This window comes from Mycobacterium sp. PDNC021 (genome assembly GCF_048282635.1).
Lineage (GTDB): Bacteria > Actinomycetota > Actinomycetes > Mycobacteriales > Mycobacteriaceae > Mycobacterium > Mycobacterium llatzerense.
The window spans coordinates 1069655-1092080 of sequence record NZ_CP182502.1 but is presented as its reverse complement, the minus strand read 5'-3'; the positions used below and the strand labels follow the sequence as shown (position 1 = coordinate 1092080).

Here is a 22426-nt window from a genome sequence, read left to right as displayed (position 1 = left end):
GGGTTACAAGCGGTGCAGGGTCACATCGGTGAGTGCGCCGGCGGCGACCGTTGCGGTCATGTAGGTGCAGTGCGGTTGGCGCCGGCGGTCGGTGGGTGAGCCGGGGTTGAGGAGCCGCAGTCCGGTGGCCGCGGTGCTGTCCCAGGGAATGTGACTGTGCCCGAACACCAACACGTCGGTGTCGGGGTACAGCCGGGCCATGCGGGCAGCGCGTCCGGCGGACGCGCCGGTCTCATGTGTGATGGTGAACCGCACGCCGTCGAGCGTGACGTCGGCCCGCTCGGGCAGCCGGGCGCGCAGATCGTCGCCATCGTTGTTGCCCCAGCAGGCGACCAGGCGCGCTGCCCGCTGCTCGAGTTCGTCGAGCAACGGGCAGCGCGCCCAGTCGCCGGCGTGCAGCACCACGTCGGCGCGGGCCACTTCGTCCCAGACCTGCGCGGGCATATCCCGGGCCCGCTTGGGCACGTGGGTGTCAGAGATCAGCAGTAGACGCATCCCGCTGCAGCTCAAGCTATCTCGCTGCTGAAATACCGGCGCGGATTGTCCACCAGCATGGTGGTGAGCTGTTCGTCGGTGACGCCACGCTCCCGCAGTGCGGGCAGCACGTCGTCGCTGATATGGGTCAGCTTCCAGTTGGGCACAGCGGCCAGTTTGCCCTCATGCGAGAACCAGTCGATGAAGCACGACGTGTCATGCGCCAGCACCATCTTCTCGGCATAGCCGCGTTTGGCCAGCGCCGCCACGGTGTCGACCCGCTGCTCGAACGGCAGCAGGATGTCGAGCCCGAAGCGGTCCATACCGAGGTACGACCCGGCATCGGCGAGCGCACACAGGTAGTCGAGATCCGTGCTGTCGCCGGAGTGCCCGATCACGACCTTGGTCAGGTCGACACCTTCCTCGGCGAACACCTGCTGCGCGACGAGGCCGGAGCGGCTGTGCGCGTCGGTGTGCACGGTGATGGGAGCACCGGTCTCCACGTGGGCCTGGCCGACGGCGCGCATCACCCGCTCGACGCCCGGCGTCAGCCCCTGGTGCTCGATGGCGCATTTCAGGAACGCCGCCTTGACCCCGGTGCCGGCGATGCCCTCGCGGATATCTCGGACGAACAGTTCGACCATCGGCTCCGGAGTGTCGAACAGCCGGCCAGGGCCGGTGTGCAGAAACTGGAACGGCACGTCGTTGTAGGTGTAGATGCCCGTCGCCACTACGATGTTGATGTCGACCTGCTCATTGACCCGCTGGATGCGGGGCAGGTAGCGGCCAAGACCGATCACCGTGGGGTCGACGATCGTGTCGATGCCACGTGACTTGCATTGGCGCAGTTGGTCTATCGCGTCGGCGACGCGGGTCTCCTCGTCCCACGGCGACGGATAGTCGGGGAAGTTCTGCCGAATCTCGTCGCCCAGGATGAACACGTGCTCATGCATGAGCGTCGCCCCGAGTCGGTCGACAGGCACCGGGCCCCTGACGGTCTCCACGTTCGTCATCACCGCCAGTCTGTGCCATCGACGGTCGGGCATCAAGAACCCCATGTCAATCGAGTTGACACCGCCCACATGTTCCCAGTTAGCTGAGGTAACGTCCCACACATCCAGAACCGCAAAGGAGTGTCCGCATGGATTGGAACTTCCTCGGCACCGACTGGCACCTGTTCGGCAAGCTGGCCGACGTTGCCCTCCTGACGCTGCTGTTCGCCGCCACTGTGATGTTCTTCTACATCCAGCGCCTCCGAAAACAACCCCAGTTGCCGATGGCCGAGGGCGTGCGGGCCAAGCAGACGGTGCTCACCAAGGTCCGAAAGCGCCAGCCGATGACCCCTGAAGAACTGGAATATGCGACCCAGGTGGTCAACAATCAGCGGACCCTGATGACTTTCGCAATTCCCCTCGCAATCTTTTCGCTGGGCTGTTTCTACGTGCTCGGCAGCCTGGAACAACTGCACGGGGCAACCCCTTCGGAGCGCACCTTTCTCGGGATCATCGCCATGATCTCGTCCATCAATGTGACGACGCAGATCTTCCGGGTGGTCAAACTGAAAAAGCGCCTCGCGACCGTCACCTTGGTGAATTCTGGGAATTAGCTGGACGCTCTCACCTCGCCTTTCTATGGCGCGGAATATGTGGGACTTCTCCGGCGTCGATTGACTGATAGTCTTTACGCCGACTCATCTCAATCTAGTTGATATAGAACTCTGATGTCGAAAGGTGATCGAGTGAGCCAGCGCTCTACCGGCAGACGATTCCTCGCACGCGCCTGGATGCCGTTGGTCGCCCTCATCGCGATCGCCGTCGGCGTGCTGTGCATGGTCAAGGTCCACGAATTCTCCGAGCCGGGACCGGTGCTGGCGGTCAACCCGCCGCAGGCTCCTCCGGAGTTCACCCCCAAGACCCTCACCTATGAGGTCTTCGGCACCCTCGGCTCCGGCGGCCTGCTGTCGTACGTCGACATCAGCGGGCACCCCCACAAGGTCGACCTCACAGAACTGCCGTGGTCACACACCGAGACCACCACCCTCACCGTGGTCTCCGGCAGCATCTCGATCCAGGTGCACGGCGGCACCGTCGGCTGCCGGATGAAGGTGAATGACGTAGTCCGCGATGAACAATCCGACGACCACGGCAACGCCGACGTCGCCTGCCGGGTGAAGTCCGCGTGACCGATACCGACACCGCCCCGATCACCCGCCCCGCACACAGCGCGGCGAAGCGCCCCTTCGTCGCCAGAACCGTTCGCTTCCTGGCCATCCCGATCATCGTCTTCTGGGCGCTGCTCGCGGTGATCACGAATACCTTTGTGCCGCAGATCGAACGCGTCGCCGAGGAGCTCGCCGGCCCGATGGTGCCGACCTACGCGCCATCCCAGGTCGCGATGCTGACCATCGGCAAGGAATTCCACGAATCCACCTCGACCAGCTTGACCATGCTGGTGCTGGAGGCCGACCGCGGCCTGACCGAGCAGGATCGTGACTACTACGCCGGGCTGGTCAACACGCTCAAGGCGGACAGCACGCACGTGCAGTACGTCATGGACACCTGGGGCAAACCGATCACCGCCGCCGGCGCGCAGAGCCTCGACGGCAAAGCCGCCTACGTCCTGCTCCGCCTGGCCGGCGACATCGGGCAGATGGAGGCCAACAACTCGGTCAACGCTGTCAGGAAAATCGTCGACAGCTCCAATCCGCCTGCCGGACTGAAGGTTTACGTCAGTGGCGCGGCGCCACTGGCCGCCGACACCGTCCTCATCGCGAACTCGAGCCTGAACAACATCACCATCGCGACGATGTTCCTGATCATCTTCATGCTGTTGCTGGTCTACCGCTCCGTCGTCACGATGCTGGTGCCGTTCTTCGGGGTGATCCTGCTGATGCTGTCGGTCAAGGGCGTGATCTCCGCGTTCGGGCACTACGGCTTCATCCCGTTGTCGTCGTTTGCCACCAACATGGTCATCTCACTGACCCTCGGTGCGGGTACCGACTACGGCATCTTCCTCATCGGCCGATATCACGAAGCCCGCCTGGCCGGCGAGAGTCGTGAGGACGCGTATTACACCGCCTACAAGGGTGTTTCGCACGTCATCGTCGGCTCCGGGCTGACCATCGCGGGCGCCTGCGCCTGCCTGACGTTCGCCCGGCTGAACTACTTCCACACCATGGGTCCCGCTGTGGCGGTCAGCATGCTGATCACCATCGCCGGTGCCCTGACCATCGGGCCCGCACTGCTCAGCGTCGGCAGCCTCTTCGGGCTCTTCGACCCGAAGCAAGCGGTCAAGGCCAAGTTGTACCGACGCATCGGCACCGCCGTGGTGCGCTGGCCCAAGCCGATTCTCGTGGCCAGTGTCGCCGTCGTCTCGGCGGGCGCGGTGTTCGTCCCGACGTACCGGGTCAGTTTCGACGATCGCACCTACCAGCCGTCAGATGCTCCGGCCAATCAGGGATTTCAGGCCGCTGACCGGCACTTCCCCAAGAGCAAGCTGTTCAGCGAGATGCTGATGGTCCAGGCCGACCACGACATGCGCAACTCGGCGGACTTCATCTCGCTGGACCGGGTGGCCAAGGCCCTGATCCGACTACCCGGCGTGGCGATGGTGCAGAGCATCACCCGCCCCATGGGCCGGGCACTCGAACACGCCTCCATCCCTTACCTTTTCACCACGCAGGGCAGCGGTAACGGCCAGCAGTTGCCGTTCACCCAGCACAACAACGAGAACACCGCGAAGCAGGCCAAGATCACCGCGCACAGCATCGAGGTGCTGCAGAAGACGGCGGACCTGACCCAGCGACTCGCCGACGAACTGCACAACACGGTGTTGACCCTGGAGGACATGGAGCAGGTCACCAACGACATGCGTGACGCGGTCGCCAACCTCGACGACTTCATGCGCCCGCTCCGTGCGTATTTCTATTGGGAACCACACTGTTTCGACATTCCGGTGTGCTGGTCGTTCCGGTCGCTGTTCGACGTGATCGACAAGGTCGACAACCTGGCCGCCGACATCGGCAAGGCGGTCGGCTCATTTCAGGTGATCGACAGCCTGATGCCGCAGATGGTCTCACTGCTCCGGCAGACGGTGTCCGACAATCAGGCGCTTCTGGCGTTGGTCGTCAACAACTACGGCCCCACCGACATCCAGAACAAGAACACCGACCAGACGTTCGACGACATGATCAACGTCGGCAACGACTTCGACGCGTCGCGCAGCGACGACTTCTTCTACATCCCGCGCGAAGCCTTCGACAACGACGACATCAAAACCGGTATGGCACTGATGATGTCGCCCGACGGACATGCCGCGCGCTTCATCGTCACCCACGAGGGCAACGCCATGGGCCCCGAGGGCATCGAGCACGTCGAACTGTTCCCCGACGCGATCAAGATCGCCTTGAAGGAAACGTCGCTGGCCGGGTCGAAGATCTACATCGGTGGCTCGGGGTCGAACAACAAGGACATCCAGCTGTACTCGAAGAACGACCTGATGATCGCGGCCATCGCGGCCTTCGTCCTGATCTTCCTGATCATGATGATCATCACCCGATCGCTGGTGGCTGCCCTGGTCATTCCCGGCACCGTGGCCTTCTCCTACGCCGGCGCGTTCGGTTTGTCGGTGCTCATCTGGCAGCACCTGATCGGCCTACATCTGCACTGGCTGATCCTGCCGCTGACGTTCATCGTGCTGGTGGCCGTCGGCTCGGACTACAACCTGCTGCTGGTGGCCCGACTCAAAGAAGAAGTCCACGCCGGCCTGAACACCGGCCTCATCCGCGCGCTGGGCAGCACCGGTGGCGTCGTGACGTCCGCGGGCCTGGTGTTCGCGTTCACCATGCTGGCCATGCTCTCGAGCGATCTGCGCACCATCGGCCAGATGGGATCGACAGTCTGCATCGGCCTGCTGCTGGACACTCTGGTGGTGCGGTCGTTCATCGTGCCGTGTCTGGTGCGGCTGCTGGGTCCGTGGTTCTGGTGGCCGACGTTCGTCCGGCAGCGACCGCTGCCGCCGTACCAGGCTAGGTGGCTGCCCGCCGGAACAGCTGCGGGTCGTGAGCGTTGACCAGCAGTAGGTCGGGTTGCCGTGCAACCCAAAGTTCGCTCAACCGTTGATGATTGGCCTGAACCTTCTTCCAGTCGAACGCGACTGAGCGTTCCATCAGGCGCAGGGCCCTTGGTGCGCTACCGCTGCCGTCGAGCTGGCCGTGGTGGTAGAAGCTGTCGCCGGCGTGCAGGATCCAGTGGTCCCCCGCGTCGACGGCCACCGCGGCGTGTCCACGCGTGTGCCCAGGGAGGTTGATCAAGACGATGCCGGCGGCGATCTCGGTCAGTTCTTTGGCGCCGGCGAAACCGCGCCAGGACTCGGCGGCCGCGGGGGCATGCTCGACCAGGATCGGGCCGTGTGCGTAGCCGGCCGGTAGGTACCGCTGCTTCTCCACGAGGGTCTTGGGATGCAGCGCCGCAAATGCTTCGGCGCTGGTGAGATGCACCTGGGCCCAAGGAAAGTCGGCCAGACCACCCACATGGTCCGCATCGAAGTGGGTCAGGACGATGTGCCGGACATCGGTGGGCTGAAATCCGAGCTCGCGGATTTGGTTGACGGCGGCTTCGGCCGGGTCGAAGACCGGGCGGACGTAGAAACGGGCCGGGCCGAAGCGGCTGGCCGGAGACTCTGCGTCCCGCAGCCCCAGTCCGGAGTCGACGAGCACGAGACCGCCCGGCGTTTCCACCAGCAGCACGTGGCACACCAACCCGTCGGGAACGAAGCGCGGGTGCATGGTGCCGCAGTTCAGGTGGTGGACCTTCATGGCGACGCGGTCAGATCAGCGGGCGGGGTGTCGATGAGCCCGGCATCGGGCCGGCTGGACATGGCCAACAACCCGCGAAGCCCCCGAATGACGACGGGCCAGTTTCGCGGATCACGCAGATTCAGGCCTCCCACAAGCTGTTTCAGCATCGTCAGCGTGTCGAAGTAGATGCGTTCGGCGACCAGGTTCTCGTTCTCGTCGAAGACGAAATACGCCGTCATCCGGGTCCGGTGCCGCGAGCCCGTGGCCGGGATTCCGCCCAGCGGCCCCAGATGCGTTCCCAGTAGCCAGAATTCGACGATCACCGCGTCGGCGCTGTGCCGCAGCGCGATGATCTCGTGGTCCTGGTCGGGAAACGCGACCCGGGTGTCGTGGTAGTAGCCGCGCACGTCGGCGTCGCCATCGTGAACAGTCAGCGTCGGGATGATCTCGTAGTGCGGATGCGGGAAGGTGGCCAGCACGTCGTCCCAGTCCTGGCGGACCTCGTCATGAAAGTGGTCGAGGACAAGCTTTTCGCGGGCCCGCAACACCTCGACGGACGGGATGGCGAAACGGAGCGTCATGGAGTCCTCCTGGAACTGCGATCTATTTCCACACCGTGGGATTAACTGACAATAATCCCACGGTGTGGAAATTTGCAAGGGTCTGCGCAAGAATGGCGCAATGAACGCGGTCACCCCAGCTCCTCGCCGCGGACGGCCACCAAAAGCACTGGCACAGTTGACGCGATCGACTATTCGGGAAGCGGCGCTGCAGGTCATCGACGACGACGGCATCGCCGCGGTGAGTATGCGATCGGTCAGCCGACTGCTCGGCGTCGACGCGAAAAGCCTCTACCACCACGTCGCCGACAAGGACGATCTGCTCGACGCCGTCGCCGAACATCTGCTCGGACAGCTACGGCCACCGACGCCGACGGGCGACCTGCGGACCGACCTGAGAGCCCTGGCCTACGAGTTCCGGCGGGTGACCCTTGCCCATCCCGAGGCCGCGACGCTCGTGCTGACCCGGCAGATGTCGACGCTCGCCGGGCTCACGCCCGTCGATGCGCTGCTGTCGATACTGCGGCAGGCCGGCGCCAACCCCGAGCAATCCGTGCGACTCACCCGCGTCCTGGTGGCCGCAGTAGTCGGGATGCTGCTTCGCGAGGTGTCCGCGGGCCCTACGTTCGGCAGCGGGAACCCTGCCGACATTGCCACCCGGCACTCGGAACTCGAAGGGTCCGCATTGCCGGAAGTCGTTGCCTGCGCCCCGTTTCTCGCCCGGTTCGACCGGGACGAAGAATTCGCGTCGGGAGTGGACTTGATGGTGGATTTCGTCGCGGTCCAGCTGGCGACCCTGTCATAGTGCTGCCATGCGGTTGTTGAGTGCTGTCGACACGATGTTCTACCGCATGGAGTCCGACCGGACGCCCATGCACATCGGCGCCCTGCTGACGTTCCGGCTGCCCGACGGCGCAGGCCCGGACTACGTCCGCAAGCTGTACGAGGCGTTCTCCACACTCTCGTTCCTGCCGTTCCCGTTCGACAGCGAAGTCGCCGAAGGCCTGCTGCCCGAGTGGCGCACTGTCGACCCCGACCCCGAGTACCACGTCCGGCTGTCGGCACTGCCCTATCCGGGAAGTGAGGCCGATCTGGGCACGCTCGTCGCCCGGTTGCACGCGCACCCGCTCGACATGCGCCGGCCACTGTGGGAGGCGCACTTCATCGAGGGCCTGTCCGACGGGCGCTTCGCCATGTACTTCAAGGCCCACCACTGTGCGGTGGACGGCATGGGCGCGATCAACACCATCAAGAAATGGTTGAGCACCGAACCCGACCGCTACGTGCCACTGTCCGAGGCCGGGCCAAAAGCCGAGGTGCCCGACCGCAACCGGGTCGCGTCGGTTGCGTACGAACTGTGGAACCGGACAGCCGACGGTGTCACCGGCTCCGCCGAATTGGTGAAGAGCCTGGTCGGCATGATCGGCGGCGACAACAGCCACGTGGGCGCCACGTTGGGCACACCGCGGGCGCCGTTCAACGCGACTCTCACCCCGCAGCGTCGACTCGCCGTCGAGATTCTCGAACTGTCCCGCCTGAAGGCGATCGCCAAAGCCACCGAGACGACCGTCAACGACGTCACCCTCGCCGTTTGTGGCGCGGCCCTGCGCCGCTACCTGGAAGAGCAGGGCGAGCTGCCCGACCAAACCCTGACCGCCTCGGTGCCGGTCGGCTGGGAGCGGGACGAGGACACCTTGAATGCGGCCGCCGGTTTCGTCTGTCCTTTGGCGACAACAGAATCCGACCCGCTGCAGCGGCTGGCGGTGATCAACGCCTCGACCACCCGCGGCAAGAAGGAACTGCTCGCGATGTCACCGAACGCGTTGAACCACTACACGCTGATGGGGCTGCTGCCGCTGACCATCGGCCAGAAAACCGGTGCGCTGACCAAGATTCCGCCGCTGTTCAATCTCACGGTGTCCAACGTGGTCCTGACGAAGGACCCGCTCTACCTCGGCGGTGCGCAGCTGGAATTGATCGCCCCCGTCTCCTTCCTGTGCGACGGCTACGGGCTCAACATCACCTTGGTGGGCTACACCGACAAGGTCATCCTCGGGTTCGTCGGCTGCCGGGACACCGTGCCACACCTGCAGCGCCTGGCGGTCTATGCCCGCGATGCACTCGATGAATTGGAGCAGGCCGCCGCCTAGTCCCGGCGTCCGACCAGGTACCAGGTGTGCATCACGCCCTTGCCCTTGACCTCGACCGGCCCACGTTCCTCCAACACGAAGAAGTCCTTGAGTCGCTCATAGACGTTCTGCGGCACCTGGATTCGGCCTTCGACGTCGGTGGTCTCCATCCGTGCCGCGACGTTGACGGCGTCACCCCAGACGTCGTAGAAGAACTTCCGCGCGCCGACGATGCCGGCGACCACCGGGCCGGCCGCCAGCCCGATGCGCAGCGGCACCGGCCGCCCGTTGGGGTCCGTCAACTCGGTCACCGCATCGACCATATCCAGGGACAGATCGGCCAGCGCCTCGAGGTGGTCGGGGCGGGGTTCCGGCACCCCGCTGACGACCATGTAGGAGTCGCCACTGGTCTTGATCTTCTCCAGACCATGCCGATCCACCAGGGTGTCCAGGTCGGTGTACAGGCCATCGAGGAAACGGACCAGTTCGGTGGGCGTGGTATCGCTTGCGCGCTGGGTGAATCCGGCGATGTCGGCGAACAACACCGACGCGTCGTCGTACCTGTCGGCGATGACATCCCGGTACGGATCCTTCAACCGCTGCGCGATCTTCGCCGGCAGGATATTGGCCAACAGCGACTCGGAGCGTTCGTACTCACTCGCCAAAGCGGTTTCCGCACGGCCGATTTCGCGCATCGCATACCAGATGGTCGCGACCACCAGGATCCACGACGACACCACCGAGATGACGAACCCGAGGGCCGTCGCCCATGTCGGCTGTACCCCGGTGTCGACGGGCGCCAGGAACTGCAGCGCAATGGTGAGCCCGGCCCCAACTGCCGCCACCACTGATGCCAGCACGATGTGCTCGATTCCGAGAATCAGCACGACGAGCGACGCGGCGACCAGAAAGTACAGCTGCTGCCCCGATCCGCGCCCTATATACGCCGTCACGAGAGTGGTCAGGGAGTACGCGATGCCGATGAAGATCAACGGAGCGTGGAGTTCACCAAAGCGATACAGCCTGGGGAGCACGAGATAGACCGGGGCGCACACGACGGCAAGTGCCCCGATCCACAGGCCATGCTCGCCGGCGAGCATGGCCAATCCGCCGAGGAATACAGCGACCACCGCACCGATGCGGGCGGCCACGGTCAGCACCCGTCGACGGCGCGCGAGGCTTTCTGCGGACGCTGTCCCGGGCGACATGTCCGGCAGCGTATCGCTGAAGGCGCACGTCAGCTGTCGATTCCGCCCCGAAGCGAACCCGCTGAGTCAGTCCGTAGCGAGGGCTCGAAAGTGCGCGGTGACCTGTTCACGCAATTTCGACTCGGTGTACTTGATGCCGGGCTCGAGTATGGAATCAATGACCTTGGATAGAGCACGGCCTGCCAAGCCACCTCCGACCTGGTACCTGATCTCCGCGGAAGTCGAACACCGTTCGGCGTCGACCGGCGTCACACCCCACACCACGGTCCCGGTGATCAGGCCATCGTCGAGTGACAGAGCGATGATCCGACCTTCGGCGTACTCGGATATGTGACCGTTCAGGGTGAACTTGATCGGACCGAGTTGCATGCGCAACAGAAATCTGGCGCCGAGCCGCGGCTCGGTGGGCACCAGATAGTCAAATGCCTTGGCCCCGAACACGAACTTGGGAACGTTGTCGGCGCTATCGATGTATGCAAAGCACACGTCGGCGGGTACCGAGAACTCGGCGGAATGTTCAACTGTCGGCATTCATGCTCCTAGATACCTCGTCTCACCCGCGACCAACCCATCCGTGCTTCTTCGTGCCAACGCCATGGCCTGGGCACCAGCGGCCAGCCGTGTCGGATGGTTGCCCGGATGGCACGGTACGCCCGCTCATCGGTGCGGGTCCATCGAATCTCGAATCGTTCTCGCACAACCTCAGGCAGCCCACCAAAGATGGTCAATCGCATCGGCGGCGCGAGCACCGTTCGGGTCGAGCGCATCGGCAGCAGGCGGTCGGTCACCGCAGTCAAGCCGGGCAACGCGGGGAAGAACGGCGAAGCGCTCATGTCAGGGATGGCTTGCCGCTTGATGAAGGCAATCAGGTAGTCCGACGCTGGATTCGGTTCCAGCACTTGGGCGCAGTAGCGCTCGAACTCTGCCTCGAACGCCTGGCGGTCGGCGGGCAACGGTGCGTCGCTGACACCGTATCGGTGATACCAGAGGCAGCCCTCGTCGTAGAGCTGCTGTAGCTCGGTATCGGTCAACGGGTAGGTGTCCCAATAGGTCGCCACTCGGTCGACCATCCGCTGGAAGGTGGCGTGCGCCCACCAGTAGGTTTTCGGATTCAGCGCGTGGTACGGCTGCCCGTCGGGCATCTCGCCTTTGATCTCTCGGTGGTAGTCACGGACCCCCAACCCCGTGGCGGCACCGTCGGCGCGATAGACGGTGCCGAGAATCCCTGGCAGGGAACGGAATACTCGGTCCACCGGGTCATCGAAGAAGTTGGAATGCTCGATCAGTGCGTAGCCGATTGCCGGATGCATCGTCTGCAGTAGCCCTGCCGCACCGCCTTCGAAGGCGATGCGCATATCGCCGGCCCATCGCCACAGCAGCGAATTCTGGTCCAGCACCGGGGTCATCGGGTTGTCAGTCGAGTCAGCGCTCGCATGATCGGGGAAGCTACCGAAGCCGTACGAATACCGATTTTCTGCAGGCGCTCGCTGTGGACCAGCGAGCCGAGCCCGGCGAGTTGCGCTGCGCCATAAAGCATGTCCCAGTCGGTGTCGATATGGCTGATCTTGAAATCGTCGGTCAGTGTGTAGCGGTCGATACCGATGAAGTTGAGGCAGCGACCTGTGCCGCGCAGCGTCACCTCCAGACCGGGTAGGACGGTTTCGCCGGTCATCCGGCCGATTCCACGCCACGGGATGGTGATGCGCCACTGTCCGTCGAAATAGTCGGCATAGGGCAGCGATCGGATGGTGCCGTCCTGCGGGTAGAACGCGAAGTCCGGGAAGATGTCGAAACTGGCCTGGCAGTTGTCGATCGTGAACTGCCGGCCTTCCTTGTTCACCTGGAATGTCGAGCTGTCGATGTAGCTGCACTCGTCGGCGAGGCAGTAGTCGATCTTCTTGATGTCCTGTTCGGCCCAGGCGGAGAACCAGACCTGCGCGAAGTCGAACATCCCCTCGGCGGGCAGACCGCGCTCGACGGCGAGCCTCTCCTGGTGCGCGACGCGTTCCCAGAATTTGGGCATCAGCGTCTGGTACTTGGCGTGCTCTGGTGACGGCCCGAGTTCACTGATCTTGGTCATGAAAATGTTTCCTTTCAAGGGTTTTGGTTGGTTTGCGATTTCAGCGGGCGTAGAGGCGCACAGGCAGGCCGCCGGCGAGGCCGGTGGAGACCCGCGCCAGGTGGCGCGGCGTCCAGCCGTCGCGCACCTGGAAGGCGAAGCGCTGCAGGATGGTTCCAAGCACCAACGTGCCTTCGATGTAGGCCATTCGGGTGCCCATGCATTTGCGCGGCCCGATGCTGAACGGCAGGAAGGCATTGCGATTGACCTTCTCGGTCAAGAAGCGGTCCGGCCAGAAGTCGTCGGGCCGCGTCCAGAATCGCGGATCACGGTGTAGCGCATAGGGTGTGATCAGTACTTGCGATCCCTTGGGTATGCGATACCCACCGATCTCGTCGTCCACCACCGCCGTGCGGATGTTCGCCGGTGCGGCCTGGAACCGCTGCGCTTCATCGAAACAGGCGCGTAGATACGTGAGGTTCTGCAAATCGTCGTACACCAACGGTTTTTCGCCCAGCGCGTCAACCTCGGCATACGCCTTGCCCAACGCACCGGGGTTGCGGCACAACAGCGCGATGGTCCACGCCAGTGCGGCTGCGGTGGTTTCGAATCCGGCGAACACCAGGCCGGCGGCTTCTGATCGCCGCCGCCTGTCTTGTTGTTCTGGGCATCCCTCGAACTCCATGCCGATCAAGGTGTCGACCAAGTCGGGCGCACCCGAGACTGGACAACCCCGCCGCTCGTCCACGAAGCGGTTGAGCATGCCGAACAGTTCATCCTTCGCCGCTTCACCCTTGCGCCGCAACGGGTTCGGCACCCAGCTCGGCAGATAGTGGAAGCCGACCCGGCTGATCACATATGCGCCGTATTCTCGCGCGCCATCGACCGCGACGTCGATTTCCGCCGGGGTGAGCTCGACCTTGAACATCGAGCGCATGAGGCCGTCCATGACGACGGCACCCAGCTCGTGCTCGAGATTGACCTCGCGCCCGTCCGCCGCATACCCAGACCAAGCATCGACTCGATCGGTGATCCCTTCCATCATCAGCGGGGTCGCGGCAGCCAGGGCCTTCTCCCCGAAGAACGGATTGAAGGTGGTGCGGACCCGCTTCCACTCCGCCCCTTCGAGCAGCGGCAGGGCTGCCGGTTCTCCCGATACCAACTCGTTCGCGGCCTCATGCTTGACGTACCGGTCGTGATGCCGCGTAAAGACGTGGTCGATGTGCTCCGGGTGATTGATCAGCGTCACTGTGAACTCGGGCCGGCGTGAGTTGTGCAGCCGCACCACGTCTCCGTACTTGGCCGCGATCTTGGGCAACAGCGTGTAGGGCAGGCGCATCGGATCACCCACGCACGACGCGGCGAGCCTGACCGCGTCCCGCCTGGGCAACGTCGGCGGGTCCGGTGGCCGTGGCGCGTTCATCGACTCAACGGACCGGTCTATCGATTCTGGTGCAACCATGTGAATCAGTGAATCAAAGATCATTCGCTGATTCAAGGACCGCCGATGCTCTAACATCTGAGACATGGTCGACCTGCCGTCACTCGCGGCCGCGGTATTGGCCGGCGGCCACGGAGATGCCAACGACGGCCGTGACCGCATGCTCGACGCAGCGCGCACAGAGTTCATCAACCACGGCATCGCGCGCACCTCGGTCGCCACCATCGCCACCCGAGCCGGCGTTTCCCGGCCGACGCTCTACCGTCAATGCGGCGACAAGGACCAGATAGTGGCGTCCGTCGTGCAGCGGGAAGTGATCGACTTCTTCACCCGCGGCGCTGCCGCCATAGCGACTCAGCAGACCACCGAAGACAAACTGGTGGAGATCTTCGTCATGGGCATGCGGGAATGCCGCGAACACCCATTGGTGCAGGCGCTCAAAGACTTCGAGAACGAGGCGTTCACCCGGCGCCTGTTCACCCTGGATACGCCGGGATACCGCAGCATGATCAGCGTGCTCGCCATGTTCCTGGCCGACAGCGACTATCCAGCGGCCGCTGCCGAACGGGCGCTCGACTTCTCGTTGCGCGTCACCGCGACATTGCTGATCGCGCCATCGGAATTCCTGCCTACCGATGACGACGAGAAAACCCGCGAATTCGCCCGCCGCTACCTGATTCCGGTACTGCAGGCCTCGCGCTGAGGATTGTGTCCGAAAACGACAACAGGCCAGAAGCTTCAGCTTCTGGCCTGTTGTGTGTTGTGCGCCCGAAGGGACTCGAACCCCTAACCTCCTGATCCGTAGTCAGGTGCTCTATCCATTGAGCTACGGGCGCATGGCTACAACTATTCAGTTATGTGGCGGAGGCGAGAGGATTTGAACCTCCGGTCCCCTGTAAGGGGGACAACTCATTAGCAGTGAGTCCCATTCGGCCGCTCTGGCACGCCTCCTGAACGCTCCGAGGTTACCGGGCTCTTGCACCCCGGAACCGCCGAGGGCATACGGTACACAGTCAACACCGCCAAAGGCAAAGCGCGACGCCAGAGGGCTATCTGCCGTCCACCTAGACTGTCCCGGGTGACCGCCCGCCTACGCCCCGAGATGGACGCTCTGCCCGCCTACACCCCCGGCCGCACCGTGCCCGGCGCCATCAAGATCGCCAGCAATGAGACCGTCGACGGCCCGCTGCCCAGCGTCCGCGAAGCCATCGTCGCGGCGATGGACAACATCAACCGCTACCCGGACAACGGCTACGCGGCGCTGCGCGAGCGGTTGGCCGCCTACGTCGGGTTCGCACCGAACCAGATCTCGGTGGGCTGCGGGTCGGTGAGCCTCTGCCAGCAGCTCATCCAGATCACCGCCGCGGCCGGCGACGAGGTGCTGTTCGCGTGGCGCAGCTTCGAGATCTACCCGCTGCAGGTCCGCACCGCCGGCGCGACGCCCGTCCCGGTCCCGCTGACGGACAACACGCACGACCTGGACGCCATGCTGGCGGCGATCACCGACCGCACCCGGCTGACCTTCGTCTGCAACCCCAACAACCCCACCTCGACGGTCGTCGACCCGGCCAAGCTGGCCGAGTTCGTCGCCAAGGTCCCGCCGCACATCCTGGTGGTCCTGGACGAGGCGTACGTCGAATACATCCGCGACGGCCTGCTGCCGGACAGCCTGGCGCTGGTGCGCAAGCACCCGAACGTCGTCGTGCTCCGCACCTTTTCGAAGGCATACGGGCTGGCCGGACTGCGGATCGGCTACGCCGTCGCGCACGAGGACATCGTCACCGCCCTGGGCAAGGTGTACGTGCCGTTCACCGCGACCAGCGTCAGCCAGGCCGCGGCCATCGCCTGCCTGGACGCCGCCGACGAACTGCTGGCCCGCACCGACGCAGTGGTGGCCGAACGCACCCGGGTCAGCGCCGCACTGCGCGACGCCGGCTTCGAACTACCTGATTCCCAGGCCAACTTCGTCTGGCTGCCGCTGAGCCCCGAAGACACCGTCGACTTCGTCGACGCGGCCGCTGACAACAAGCTGCTGGTGCGCCCCTACGGACAGGAGGGCGTGCGCGTCACCGTCACGGTGCCGCGCGAGAACAACCTGTTCCTGGACTTCGCTGTCAGTTGGCGCGGCGGCCGGTGAAGCCGATCAGCTGATCCAGCGGGCTCGCGTCCGCCGGGACCTCGACGGGCTCGTCGAACCCGACGGCAGCCCGTGCCGCGGGACTGACCGCGGCTTTGGTCATACCGAGGACGTACTCGGCCAGATCGTCCGGGGCATCCACCTGGCGACCGACCGCGGTGGCGTAGTCCCAGGCATGGACCAGGAATTCCAGCGACAGGATGCCCGCGATCTGCACGGCAGGCATCTCACCCGGCCCTGCCGACACCGTGCCGTCCAGGCCGCGGCTGCGCCACGCCGCCAGCGCGGGGCGCGCCGCAGCGGTCACCTGGTCCAGGATCGGCGCTGCGGCATCACGATCCGGCAGCTGCGCACCGGCGATGCCGCCGATGACCGTGATCGAGTTCATCAGGTGGTCCGTGAGGCCTGCCACGTCGAACTCGGTGCACGGGGTCTGCCGGCTCGCGTCGTCGGGGCACAGACCTGCCAACACCTGCTCGAGGACATCCAGACTGGCCTCGCCGGCCTCGATCACGTCAGACGGAATTGCCATGGGCGAGACGCTACGCCCAGGTTCACCGGCTAGCCTGCCGATCATGGCTGAAACCTACAAATCGCTCACCGTCGAGATCGACAACAACGTCGCTCAAGTGACGCTGACCGGCCCCGGCAAGGGCAACGCCATGGGCCCGGACTTCTGGGCCGAACTACCGGTGGCCTTCGCCGCCCTGGACGCCGATCCGGACGTGCGGGCCATCGTGCTCACCGGCTCGGGCCGCAACTTCAGCTACGGGCTGGACCTGCCCGCCATGGGCGGCATGCTGGCGCCGATGTTGGGCGGTGGGCTGGCCAAGGAGCGGGCCGAGTTCCACACCATGGTGCGCGGCATGCAGAACGCGATCACCGCCGTCGCCGACTGCCGGACGCCCACCATCGCCTCGATCCAGGGCTGGTGCATCGGCGGTGGCGTCGACCTGATCTCCGCGGTGGACATCCGGTACGCCAGCGCCGACGCCAAGTTCTCAGTGCGCGAGGTCAAGCTGGCCATCGTCGCCGATGTGGGCTCGCTGGCCCGGTTGCCGCTGATCCTGAACGACGGGCATCTGCGCGAATTGGCGTTGACGGGCAAGGACATTGATGCGGCACGTGCCGAGAAGATCGGCCTGGTGAACGACGTGTTCGCCGACGCCGATGCCTCGCTGGCCGCCGCGCACGAGACCGCCTGGGAGATCGCCGCCAACCCGCCATTGACCGTGCAGGGCGTCAAGGACGTGCTGGACGAGCAACGCACGGAACGGGTTTCGGCCAGCCTGCGGTACGTGGCGGCCTGGAACTCGGCGTTCATCGCGTCCAAGGATCTGTCCGAGGGCATCACCGCGATGTTCGAGAAGCGTCCTCCGGAATTCAAGGGCGAGTAAGGCCAATCACCTTGAGTCTCAACTACATCGAAGCGATCGTGGTCGGCGCGTTCCAGGGTGTCACCGAGCTGTTCCCGGTGTCGAGCCTGGGCCATTCGATCCTGGTGCCGGCCCTGGTCGGCGGTCAATGGGCCCAGGATCTGAGCATGACGGCCGAGAAGTCGCCGTACCTGGCGTTCCTGGTGGCCGTGCACGTCGCGACCGCCGTGGCGCTGCTGGTGTTCTTCTGGCGGGACTGGGTCGCGGTCGCCGGCGGGTTGGTGACGTCGATCAAGAACCGAAAGATCACCACCTCCGCCGAGCGGCTGGCGTGGCTACTGATCCTGGCCACCATCCCGGTCGGCATCGCCGGACTGGCGCTGGACCACGCGCTGCGCACGTCATTGGGCAAGCCGATCCCGGCGGCGGCCTTCCTGGCGATCAACGGCGTCGTTCTCTTTGTGGGCGAACGACTTCGGCATCGCACAGCGTCGGCGGTACCGGCCGCCGCGCATACGGAGGGGCTGTCCGCGTCCGACGAACGACTGGCCCGGCTGCCCATCGCCGAAGGCATGGGTATCGGCGCGGCCCAGATTCTGGCCCTGCTGCCCGGCATCAGCCGATCGGGCGCAACCATGGTCGCCGGCGTGCTGCGCGGGCTGTCCCACGAAGACGCCGCGCGGTTCTCGTTCCTGTTGGCGACCCCGGTGATCCTGGCCGCGGGGGCCCTCAAGATTCCGGAGCTGTTCGGCCCGGCCGGCGACGGCATCGGCGGCCAGGTGCTGGCCGGCAGTGCGGCGGCGTTCGTCGCGGCCTATCTGTCGGTGCGGTTCCTGGTGAAGTACTTCGAAACCCGCACACTGACGCCGTTCGCGATCTACTGCGCGGTGGCCGGCCTGGGCAGTCTGGCCTGGCTGACGCTGCGCTGAAACGCAGCGAATGTGATTGCTGTGCACGCAAATCAGCGAATCTGCGTGCATAGCCCTCACCCTGGCGATCTCCACCTGTAACTGCGCAACGACAACGTCGATTCGTCCGGCGCCATCATCGACCGCACGAAGATGACCACGGTGTGGGTGGACATCTCATGTAAGGGCGGCTAGTTCAGGGACCCGTGCAGGTTCTTCGCCGTCGGGCTGGTCTCGACGGTTGCCGGGTCCGGGTAGGTGCCGAGCACCCGGTCGGAAGTGCCTGAGGTGGTGACCGAGAACCAGTAGTGCTCGTTCTTGAAATGGTGCAACCGGTGGTTGCGCCACACCGCCTTGTAGAACCGGTGGCGCGGCTTGTAATCGGTGTGGACCAGGTAATGCGTCCACTCATAGCCCATCAGGATCAGCGACTCGACCACGATGAATGACAGCGTGGCCGACATCGGTACACCCGCGACGGCGCCAATACCGAGAGGCAGCGCCACAATTGCCGCGATCAGCCATCGCAGCGTCGGCGTCGGGATGAACACCAAGTCGATGTCGCGAGGATTCGCGTGGTGGCGTCGATGGTCACGGGCCACCAGGGTGTCCACCGTGATCCGGCCGATATCGCGCGGTCGCCAATGCAGGATGAAAACGTGAATCACCCACTCCACGAACGGAAATAGCAGCGCCAGCACCAGCGGCGCCCATAGGTCGCGTAACGCCAGCCCGCCGACGACGGTCCGCGCGCCCACCGCTCCGACCACCAACGCCAAGATCATCCATGGCGTCGGATGACGCCAAAACTCGCGGCCCGCCTGGCCGAGCGTCACTCCTCGCGTGCCGGTGGTCGTCACTGCGCCTCCATCTGGTCGAGAAATTCGGTCAGCACCGCCGTGGCGCCACCGAGCACTGTCGATGCGGCTCGGCGGGCTTTCAGTGCGGCGCCCGACGTCACCGCATCCGCGAGCTTGCGATACGCGGACGCGGGTTCAGCGGCCGCGACGGCGTCGGCGACCGCCGCGAGCATCGGTTCGTACACCCGGCGCATCCCGTTGAAGATGAGCGTCATCGCGATCGAATCCGCGCCGGTGACAAGGCAATCCCAGAAATCGAGCGCGGCCAATTGCTGCGTTGGTCCGCTCTGCGCGCGCTCGATGTCGGCAAGCGCGCGTGCCAGCGGTTCGGCGAGCTTGCCCGCGGACCGCGCCGCCGCGCGTTCCGCGATCCACGGTCCGAGGTACTCGCGCACCTCCAGGACGCTGCGCACCACCGCCGGGTTCACCATCGCCCCGTCGGGTGCATCGACCAGCAGATGCGGCAGCAGATCGAGCCCACCCGTGCGCGTGATGTCGTTGACGACGGCGCCGTCGCCCTGCCGCACGTCGAGATGACCGGACGTGACCAGACGCTGGATCGCCTCGCGCACCACGGGCCGCGATACACCCAGCACTTCGGCCAGCTTGCGCTCACTCGGCAGGCGCGAACCCGGCGGCTGGGCGCCCGCGACGAGCTGCTTGAGCAACTGGTCATGCACCTCATCGGCCGCCGAGCGCCGCTTGATCGACGTCAACTCCATGCCGACGACACTAACCCGTCAAAGGTAAGAGGTCTAGTGGTAATACCAATATTGATAGATCAGGACGCACTTGCCGGCGCAGGCGTGATCTCGATGTAGCCCATCGGGATGTCGAAAGCGGAACTGCTCTTCTCGAGGGTCCGCTCGAACACCTTCATGGCCGGCGACCAGTTCGCGGCGATCGCGGCGTCGGCGTGCGCGTGCTCGGCCTCAGGCAGGACGCGGGCGATGCCGGCAACCGGCGGTCCCATCGGCTTGCCCCGAAGGTTGCACGGCACCACAACCACCCGCGGATTGTTGCGAATCCGCTTCACCTTGCCCGTCGACGCATCGGTGCGGACGTACAGTTTCCCGTCGGCGACACCGTGATTGATCGGGCTGGGCATGGCCTCACCGGACCGCTTGAACGTGACCAGGACGATCTGCCGCGCCCGGTCGAAGCCGGTGAAATCGGTTGCGGTCGGCTCCCCGATGTCGAAGGCCTCGCGGTGGCGCAGCATGTCCATGCCACGAAACATCAACTTGCTCATGGCCGAAACGGCATTACTAGGCATCTATTCGTCCAATCGTTGTTGGTCAAGCGTAGTTCGCAAGTTGAATTCATCGTGGGCACAACGGTGGAACCCCGACGCCAGCGCAAATAACATCGCCACTGTGACTGCTCCTGTGACTTCCCTCAACGCGATCACCGACGCCACCCGGGCTGCGGTTGCCGACAATCCCGCCGCGGCCACCGTGGTGTTCAAGGCTTCCGCTCAGCCCGAAGGCACCGTCGGCAGTGAGATCACGCTCGGCAAGTACCAGGTGCGCGTCGACGAGCCGCCCGCCCTCGGCGGGCAGCTCACCGCACCCAACCCCGTCGAGTACTACCTCGCATCACTGCTGTCCTGCCAGGTGGTGACCTACCGGTTCTGGGCGGAGCGGCTCGGCATCCAGGTGGATTCCCTCAGCGCCAGCGCCGAAGGCGATCTCGATGTGCGCGGTTTCTTCGGACTGGACGACACCGTCCGCCCCGGCTTTCAGCAGATCCGGGTCACCGTCAATGTCACCGGCCCGGAGACCGCCGAACGGTACCGCGAACTGCAGGACACGGTGGACGCGCACTGCCCGGTGCTGGATCTGACGACCGGCGCAACCCCGGTGCATACCCAGCTGATCATCGGGGCCTGACGGCTTCGAGCCCCAGCCGCGGCCTCAACACCAACAGCCGCCGAACGACGAGGTGTGCTCGTCGGTGTCGATCGACTCCTCGCGCACCACGGTGGACCCGCCCCGCGGGTCGAAGTGCAGCACCTTGCTGACCGGGTCGCTCCGGATCCATACGGCAACCGACAACGGATATTTCGGGCGGAGAATGTAGGAGACCAGTTGGATCTCGCCAGGCTTCCCGAGACTGCGGACATCGGACACCGCCGCGCGCATCCGCTGCCCCGATAGATCTGCCGCTGTGAATGCCGTCTCCCCGGCGTGCAGGTCAGTGATCGAGTCCATGTCGTCCACCTCGCCGTCGCGCACCCAGTAGAGGTGGAGTTGACCATCGGCAGAGACGGCCTCAACCGAGATCAGGTTGGAGGTCACATCCACTCGCCGCATCGGCAGGTCGCCGAGCCGGGCACGCACCACATCCAGTTCCGCGTCCAGCCTCTGCGAGGAGAACAGGTCCTCGTGCGCCGCGCCGCTCAACGCGCGGCTGATCCGACCCGGCGCGTCGATGATTACCGCCATCACCGCGATGATCGCGACGGCCGTCGCGGCAGCTACGACCACGACGTACTTCACCCGATGGCGCGGGCGAGGTGCGTCCGGTTCGGCTCCCGTCGTGCTCATGGGACGAATGGTTCCACAGCGCGGTGGCCTGGTGGCGCTCCCCGGCGCCTCAGCCGCTCCCGTCCACTTGGGCTGGACGGTGTACCGCTTATCTCAGTCCCACCAGAAGTTCCAGTAGGGCCACTCGGCCAGGCCGAGGCGGAACGCATCCGGGGACATGCCCTGGTCGATGTTGTCGGGGCAGAACGCGTAGTGCTCGGCGAGGGCACGGACGAGTTCGATCAGGCGATCTTCGGGCAACGCCGCGGAACTGACCCAGGCCACGGGTGCGCCGGCGCCCTGCGCAGCCGTTACGATCCGGCCCGGCGGAAGGGCGATCCCCGCGAGGTCACGGGTGTCAGCGGCGGGCAGGTGCCCGGGGACGGCACGAAACAACTTCTCCGGCTCCTTCGACGGTTGTGGTGGGGCGGCGAATTCCTACGGCGGCGGGCCGGTCACGACACTTCCGTCGGCCCGGTACCCCTCGATCGGCTGCAGGTCGTACTCGGCAGGGATGTCACCGGTCTTGTAGTAGGCGAAGAACAGCCGCGCGGTCTCGTCAGCGTCGAACACCTGCGACCGGCTGATCATCTTGACACCGTTGGCCACACGGATCGGAACATCGCTGAGATCTGGTCCGGTCTGCGGATGCCCGACGGTGTACCGCATCCACGCAGCGCCCCACTGCTCACCGCCCGGCTTGCGAATCTCCACGGTCATCGCGTCGGGAAGGCCGCCAGCCTGGATGTACTCGGTCGACAGCTGACCAGCCCGGAGCATGTCGCTGTAGCTCTTGTCCGGCGGCAGCTGTGCCAGGCCGAGCCCCCACTGGTCGTCACCGTTGAAGTGGCGCAATGGGTTCAAGAACGTCGAGATATCTTGGCGCGCAGAGATTTCCGCGGTCTGGACACCGCCGTCGTAGGTGAGGACGTGGGTGAACCCGTTCATC

General features: G+C 65.0%; 26 protein-coding genes and 2 tRNA genes. 10 read left to right on the top strand and 18 right to left on the bottom strand.

The annotated features are described in order from the left end of the window. Positions 1 to 3: 3 nt before the first annotated feature. Together ACNO8X_RS05105 and ACNO8X_RS05100 are read right to left on the bottom strand one after the other, a co-directional pair. A complete protein-coding gene (locus ACNO8X_RS05105; RefSeq protein ID WP_418004428.1) occupies positions 4 to 495 on the bottom strand; it encodes a metallophosphoesterase family protein in 492 nt (163 codons plus the stop codon). Positions 496 to 506: 11 nt separating this feature from the next. Beyond that, positions 507 to 1487, bottom strand: a complete 981-nt coding sequence (locus ACNO8X_RS05100) for a phosphotriesterase family protein (protein WP_418004427.1) — start codon at positions 1485 to 1487, stop codon at positions 507 to 509. 128 nt (positions 1488 to 1615) lie between these two features. Between ACNO8X_RS05100 and ACNO8X_RS05095 the strand changes: the two genes are divergently transcribed. The 3 genes from ACNO8X_RS05095 to ACNO8X_RS05085 all read left to right on the top strand — a co-directional run bounded on the left by ACNO8X_RS05095 (position 1616) and on the right by ACNO8X_RS05085 (position 5544). Further along, a complete protein-coding gene (locus ACNO8X_RS05095; protein ID WP_418004426.1) occupies positions 1616 to 2080 on the top strand; it encodes a hypothetical protein in 465 nt (154 codons plus the stop codon). Positions 2081 to 2257: 177 nt separating this feature from the next. Further along, the gene (locus ACNO8X_RS05090; RefSeq protein ID WP_043402709.1) at positions 2258 to 2656 is read left to right on the top strand and encodes an MmpS family transport accessory protein; all 399 of its coding nucleotides are present in this window, start codon (positions 2258 to 2260) and stop codon (positions 2654 to 2656) included. A gap of 20 nt (positions 2657 to 2676) precedes the next feature. After that, complete coding sequence (locus ACNO8X_RS05085; protein WP_418005786.1) at positions 2677 to 5544, top strand: RND family transporter; 2868 nt, start codon at positions 2677 to 2679, stop codon at positions 5542 to 5544. On the opposite strand, the gene ACNO8X_RS05080 is transcribed toward ACNO8X_RS05085, so the two are convergent. Both ACNO8X_RS05080 and ACNO8X_RS05075 read right to left on the bottom strand, forming a co-directional pair. After that, a complete protein-coding gene (locus tag ACNO8X_RS05080; protein WP_418004425.1) occupies positions 5501 to 6289 on the bottom strand; it encodes an MBL fold metallo-hydrolase in 789 nt (262 codons plus the stop codon). The two genes, ACNO8X_RS05085 and ACNO8X_RS05080, sit on opposite strands and share 44 nt — an antisense overlap. Continuing rightward, a complete protein-coding gene (locus ACNO8X_RS05075; RefSeq protein ID WP_418004424.1) occupies positions 6286 to 6852 on the bottom strand; it encodes an ester cyclase in 567 nt (188 codons plus the stop codon). Before ACNO8X_RS05075 ends, ACNO8X_RS05080 begins: the two co-directional genes overlap by 4 nt. A 157-nt stretch (positions 6853 to 7009) precedes the next feature. On the opposite strand from ACNO8X_RS05075, the gene ACNO8X_RS05070 reads away from it, so the two are divergent. Then, entirely contained in the window at positions 7010 to 7636 is a 627-nt protein-coding gene (locus ACNO8X_RS05070) for a TetR/AcrR family transcriptional regulator (RefSeq protein ID WP_418004423.1), read from the top strand. 7 nt (positions 7637 to 7643) lie between these two features. Continuing rightward, positions 7644 to 8981: a WS/DGAT/MGAT family O-acyltransferase gene (locus tag ACNO8X_RS05065; protein ID WP_418004422.1), complete on the top strand. Its 1338-nt coding sequence runs from the start codon at positions 7644 to 7646 to the stop codon at positions 8979 to 8981. On the opposite strand, the gene ACNO8X_RS05060 is transcribed toward ACNO8X_RS05065, so the two are convergent. From ACNO8X_RS05060 to ACNO8X_RS05040, 5 genes are all read right to left on the bottom strand, one after another. Further along, a complete protein-coding gene (locus ACNO8X_RS05060) occupies positions 8978 to 10168 on the bottom strand; it encodes an adenylate/guanylate cyclase domain-containing protein (RefSeq protein ID WP_418004421.1) in 1191 nt (396 codons plus the stop codon). The two genes, ACNO8X_RS05065 and ACNO8X_RS05060, sit on opposite strands and share 4 nt — an antisense overlap. Positions 10169 to 10234: 66 nt before the next feature. Then, a complete protein-coding gene (locus ACNO8X_RS05055; protein ID WP_418004420.1) occupies positions 10235 to 10699 on the bottom strand; it encodes a hypothetical protein in 465 nt (154 codons plus the stop codon). 8 nt (positions 10700 to 10707) lie between these two features. After that, positions 10708 to 11574, bottom strand: a complete 867-nt coding sequence (locus ACNO8X_RS05050) for an oxygenase MpaB family protein (protein WP_418004419.1) — start codon at positions 11572 to 11574, stop codon at positions 10708 to 10710. After that, positions 11571 to 12191, bottom strand: a complete 621-nt coding sequence (locus ACNO8X_RS05045; RefSeq protein ID WP_418005785.1) for a nuclear transport factor 2 family protein — start codon at positions 12189 to 12191, stop codon at positions 11571 to 11573. Before ACNO8X_RS05045 ends, ACNO8X_RS05050 begins: the two co-directional genes overlap by 4 nt. A gap of 97 nt (positions 12192 to 12288) precedes the next feature. Continuing rightward, positions 12289 to 13650, bottom strand: coding sequence for a cytochrome P450 (locus ACNO8X_RS05040; RefSeq protein ID WP_418005784.1), 1362 nt, complete (start codon positions 13648 to 13650; stop codon positions 12289 to 12291). Between the two features lie 103 nt (positions 13651 to 13753). Here ACNO8X_RS05040 and ACNO8X_RS05035 point away from each other — a divergent pair, with 103 nt between their 5' ends. Next, on the top strand, positions 13754 to 14371 hold the full coding sequence (locus ACNO8X_RS05035; RefSeq protein ID WP_418004418.1) for a TetR/AcrR family transcriptional regulator: 618 nt from the start codon (positions 13754 to 13756) through the stop codon (positions 14369 to 14371). A 60-nt stretch (positions 14372 to 14431) separates the two neighbouring features. Here the strand turns inward: ACNO8X_RS05035 and ACNO8X_RS05030 are convergent. Both ACNO8X_RS05030 and ACNO8X_RS05025 read right to left on the bottom strand, forming a co-directional pair. Then, positions 14432 to 14504, bottom strand: a tRNA-Arg gene (locus tag ACNO8X_RS05030). Positions 14505 to 14527: 23 nt separating this feature from the next. Further along, a tRNA-Ser gene (locus ACNO8X_RS05025) sits at positions 14528 to 14619 on the bottom strand. A gap of 127 nt (positions 14620 to 14746) precedes the next feature. Between ACNO8X_RS05025 and hisC the strand changes: the two genes are divergently transcribed. Continuing rightward, positions 14747 to 15805 carry a histidinol-phosphate transaminase gene (hisC, locus tag ACNO8X_RS05020; RefSeq protein WP_418004417.1) on the top strand — a complete coding sequence of 353 codons (1059 nt, stop codon included), beginning with the start codon at positions 14747 to 14749 and terminating at the stop codon, positions 15803 to 15805. Here hisC and ACNO8X_RS05015 read toward each other — a convergent pair. After that, entirely contained in the window at positions 15783 to 16337 is a 555-nt protein-coding gene (locus ACNO8X_RS05015; protein ID WP_418004416.1) for a TIGR03086 family metal-binding protein, read from the bottom strand. The genes hisC and ACNO8X_RS05015 overlap by 23 nt on opposite strands. 43 nt (positions 16338 to 16380) lie before the next feature. On the opposite strand from ACNO8X_RS05015, the gene ACNO8X_RS05010 reads away from it, so the two are divergent. Together ACNO8X_RS05010 and ACNO8X_RS05005 are read left to right on the top strand one after the other, a co-directional pair. Then, positions 16381 to 17202: a crotonase/enoyl-CoA hydratase family protein gene (locus ACNO8X_RS05010; RefSeq protein ID WP_418004415.1), complete on the top strand. Its 822-nt coding sequence runs from the start codon at positions 16381 to 16383 to the stop codon at positions 17200 to 17202. 5 nt (positions 17203 to 17207) lie between these two features. Then, a complete protein-coding gene (locus ACNO8X_RS05005) occupies positions 17208 to 18110 on the top strand; it encodes an undecaprenyl-diphosphate phosphatase (RefSeq protein WP_418005783.1) in 903 nt (300 codons plus the stop codon). Positions 18111 to 18280: 170 nt separating this feature from the next. Here ACNO8X_RS05005 and ACNO8X_RS05000 read toward each other — a convergent pair whose 3' ends face one another. The 3 genes from ACNO8X_RS05000 to ACNO8X_RS04990 are packed head-to-tail and all read right to left on the bottom strand — an operon-like array spanning position 18281 to position 20201. Then, positions 18281 to 18949: a sterol desaturase family protein gene (locus ACNO8X_RS05000; protein WP_418004414.1), complete on the bottom strand. Its 669-nt coding sequence runs from the start codon at positions 18947 to 18949 to the stop codon at positions 18281 to 18283. Next, positions 18946 to 19671, bottom strand: a complete 726-nt coding sequence (locus ACNO8X_RS04995; RefSeq protein WP_071287510.1) for a FadR/GntR family transcriptional regulator — start codon at positions 19669 to 19671, stop codon at positions 18946 to 18948. The genes ACNO8X_RS05000 and ACNO8X_RS04995 overlap by 4 nt, the downstream gene beginning before the upstream one ends. Positions 19672 to 19730: 59 nt before the next feature. Further along, a complete protein-coding gene (locus tag ACNO8X_RS04990; RefSeq protein WP_418004413.1) occupies positions 19731 to 20201 on the bottom strand; it encodes a PPOX class F420-dependent oxidoreductase in 471 nt (156 codons plus the stop codon). Between the two features lie 124 nt (positions 20202 to 20325). Between ACNO8X_RS04990 and ACNO8X_RS04985 the strand changes: the two genes are divergently transcribed. Then, positions 20326 to 20841, top strand: a complete 516-nt coding sequence (locus ACNO8X_RS04985; RefSeq protein ID WP_418004412.1) for an OsmC family protein — start codon at positions 20326 to 20328, stop codon at positions 20839 to 20841. A gap of 24 nt (positions 20842 to 20865) precedes the next feature. On the opposite strand, the gene ACNO8X_RS04980 is transcribed toward ACNO8X_RS04985, so the two are convergent. From ACNO8X_RS04980 to ACNO8X_RS04970, 3 genes are all read right to left on the bottom strand, one after another. Further along, the gene (locus ACNO8X_RS04980; protein WP_418004411.1) at positions 20866 to 21498 is read right to left on the bottom strand and encodes a hypothetical protein; all 633 of its coding nucleotides are present in this window, start codon (positions 21496 to 21498) and stop codon (positions 20866 to 20868) included. 93 nt (positions 21499 to 21591) lie between these two features. Continuing rightward, positions 21592 to 21873, bottom strand: coding sequence for a DUF4253 domain-containing protein (locus ACNO8X_RS04975; RefSeq protein ID WP_418004410.1), 282 nt, complete (start codon positions 21871 to 21873; stop codon positions 21592 to 21594). Positions 21874 to 21915: 42 nt separating this feature from the next. Then, positions 21916 to 22425 (bottom strand): hypothetical protein, encoded by a 510-nt coding sequence (locus ACNO8X_RS04970; RefSeq protein ID WP_418004409.1) that lies wholly within the window; start codon positions 22423 to 22425, stop codon positions 21916 to 21918. Position 22426: the final 1 nt, after the last annotated feature.

Bases quoted from the DNA above. Each gene is read 5' to 3' on its own strand.
- ACNO8X_RS05015 (WP_418004416.1), bottom strand. From the start codon at position 16,337: ATGGCAATTCCGTCTGACGTGATCGAGGCCGGCGAGGCCAGTCTGGAT.
- ACNO8X_RS05100 (WP_418004427.1), bottom strand. From the start codon at position 1,487: ATGACGAACGTGGAGACCGTCAGGGGCCCGGTGCCTGTCGACCGACTC.
- ACNO8X_RS05010 (WP_418004415.1), top strand. From the start codon at position 16,381: ATGGCTGAAACCTACAAATCGCTCACCGTCGAGATCGACAACAACGTC.
- ACNO8X_RS04980 (WP_418004411.1), bottom strand. From the start codon at position 21,498: ATGAGCACGACGGGAGCCGAACCGGACGCACCTCGCCCGCGCCATCGG.
- ACNO8X_RS05065 (WP_418004422.1), top strand. From the start codon at position 7,644: ATGCGGTTGTTGAGTGCTGTCGACACGATGTTCTACCGCATGGAGTCC.
- ACNO8X_RS05050 (WP_418004419.1), bottom strand. From the start codon at position 11,574: ATGACCCCGGTGCTGGACCAGAATTCGCTGCTGTGGCGATGGGCCGGC.
- ACNO8X_RS05095 (WP_418004426.1), top strand. From the start codon at position 1,616: ATGGATTGGAACTTCCTCGGCACCGACTGGCACCTGTTCGGCAAGCTG.
- ACNO8X_RS05080 (WP_418004425.1), bottom strand. From the start codon at position 6,289: ATGAAGGTCCACCACCTGAACTGCGGCACCATGCACCCGCGCTTCGTT.
- ACNO8X_RS05090 (WP_043402709.1), top strand. From the start codon at position 2,258: ATGCCGTTGGTCGCCCTCATCGCGATCGCCGTCGGCGTGCTGTGCATG.
- ACNO8X_RS05055 (WP_418004420.1), bottom strand. From the start codon at position 10,699: ATGCCGACAGTTGAACATTCCGCCGAGTTCTCGGTACCCGCCGACGTG.
- ACNO8X_RS05045 (WP_418005785.1), bottom strand. From the start codon at position 12,191: ATGCCCAAATTCTGGGAACGCGTCGCGCACCAGGAGAGGCTCGCCGTC.
- ACNO8X_RS04970 (WP_418004409.1), bottom strand. From the start codon at position 22,425: ATGAACGGGTTCACCCACGTCCTCACCTACGACGGCGGTGTCCAGACC.
- ACNO8X_RS04990 (WP_418004413.1), bottom strand. From the start codon at position 20,201: ATGAGCAAGTTGATGTTTCGTGGCATGGACATGCTGCGCCACCGCGAG.
- ACNO8X_RS04995 (WP_071287510.1), bottom strand. From the start codon at position 19,671: ATGGAGTTGACGTCGATCAAGCGGCGCTCGGCGGCCGATGAGGTGCAT.
- ACNO8X_RS05105 (WP_418004428.1), bottom strand. From the start codon at position 495: ATGCGTCTACTGCTGATCTCTGACACCCACGTGCCCAAGCGGGCCCGG.
- ACNO8X_RS05040 (WP_418005784.1), bottom strand. From the start codon at position 13,650: ATGAACGCGCCACGGCCACCGGACCCGCCGACGTTGCCCAGGCGGGAC.
- ACNO8X_RS05035 (WP_418004418.1), top strand. From the start codon at position 13,754: ATGGTCGACCTGCCGTCACTCGCGGCCGCGGTATTGGCCGGCGGCCAC.
- ACNO8X_RS05075 (WP_418004424.1), bottom strand. From the start codon at position 6,852: ATGACGCTCCGTTTCGCCATCCCGTCCGTCGAGGTGTTGCGGGCCCGC.
- ACNO8X_RS05060 (WP_418004421.1), bottom strand. From the start codon at position 10,168: ATGTCGCCCGGGACAGCGTCCGCAGAAAGCCTCGCGCGCCGTCGACGG.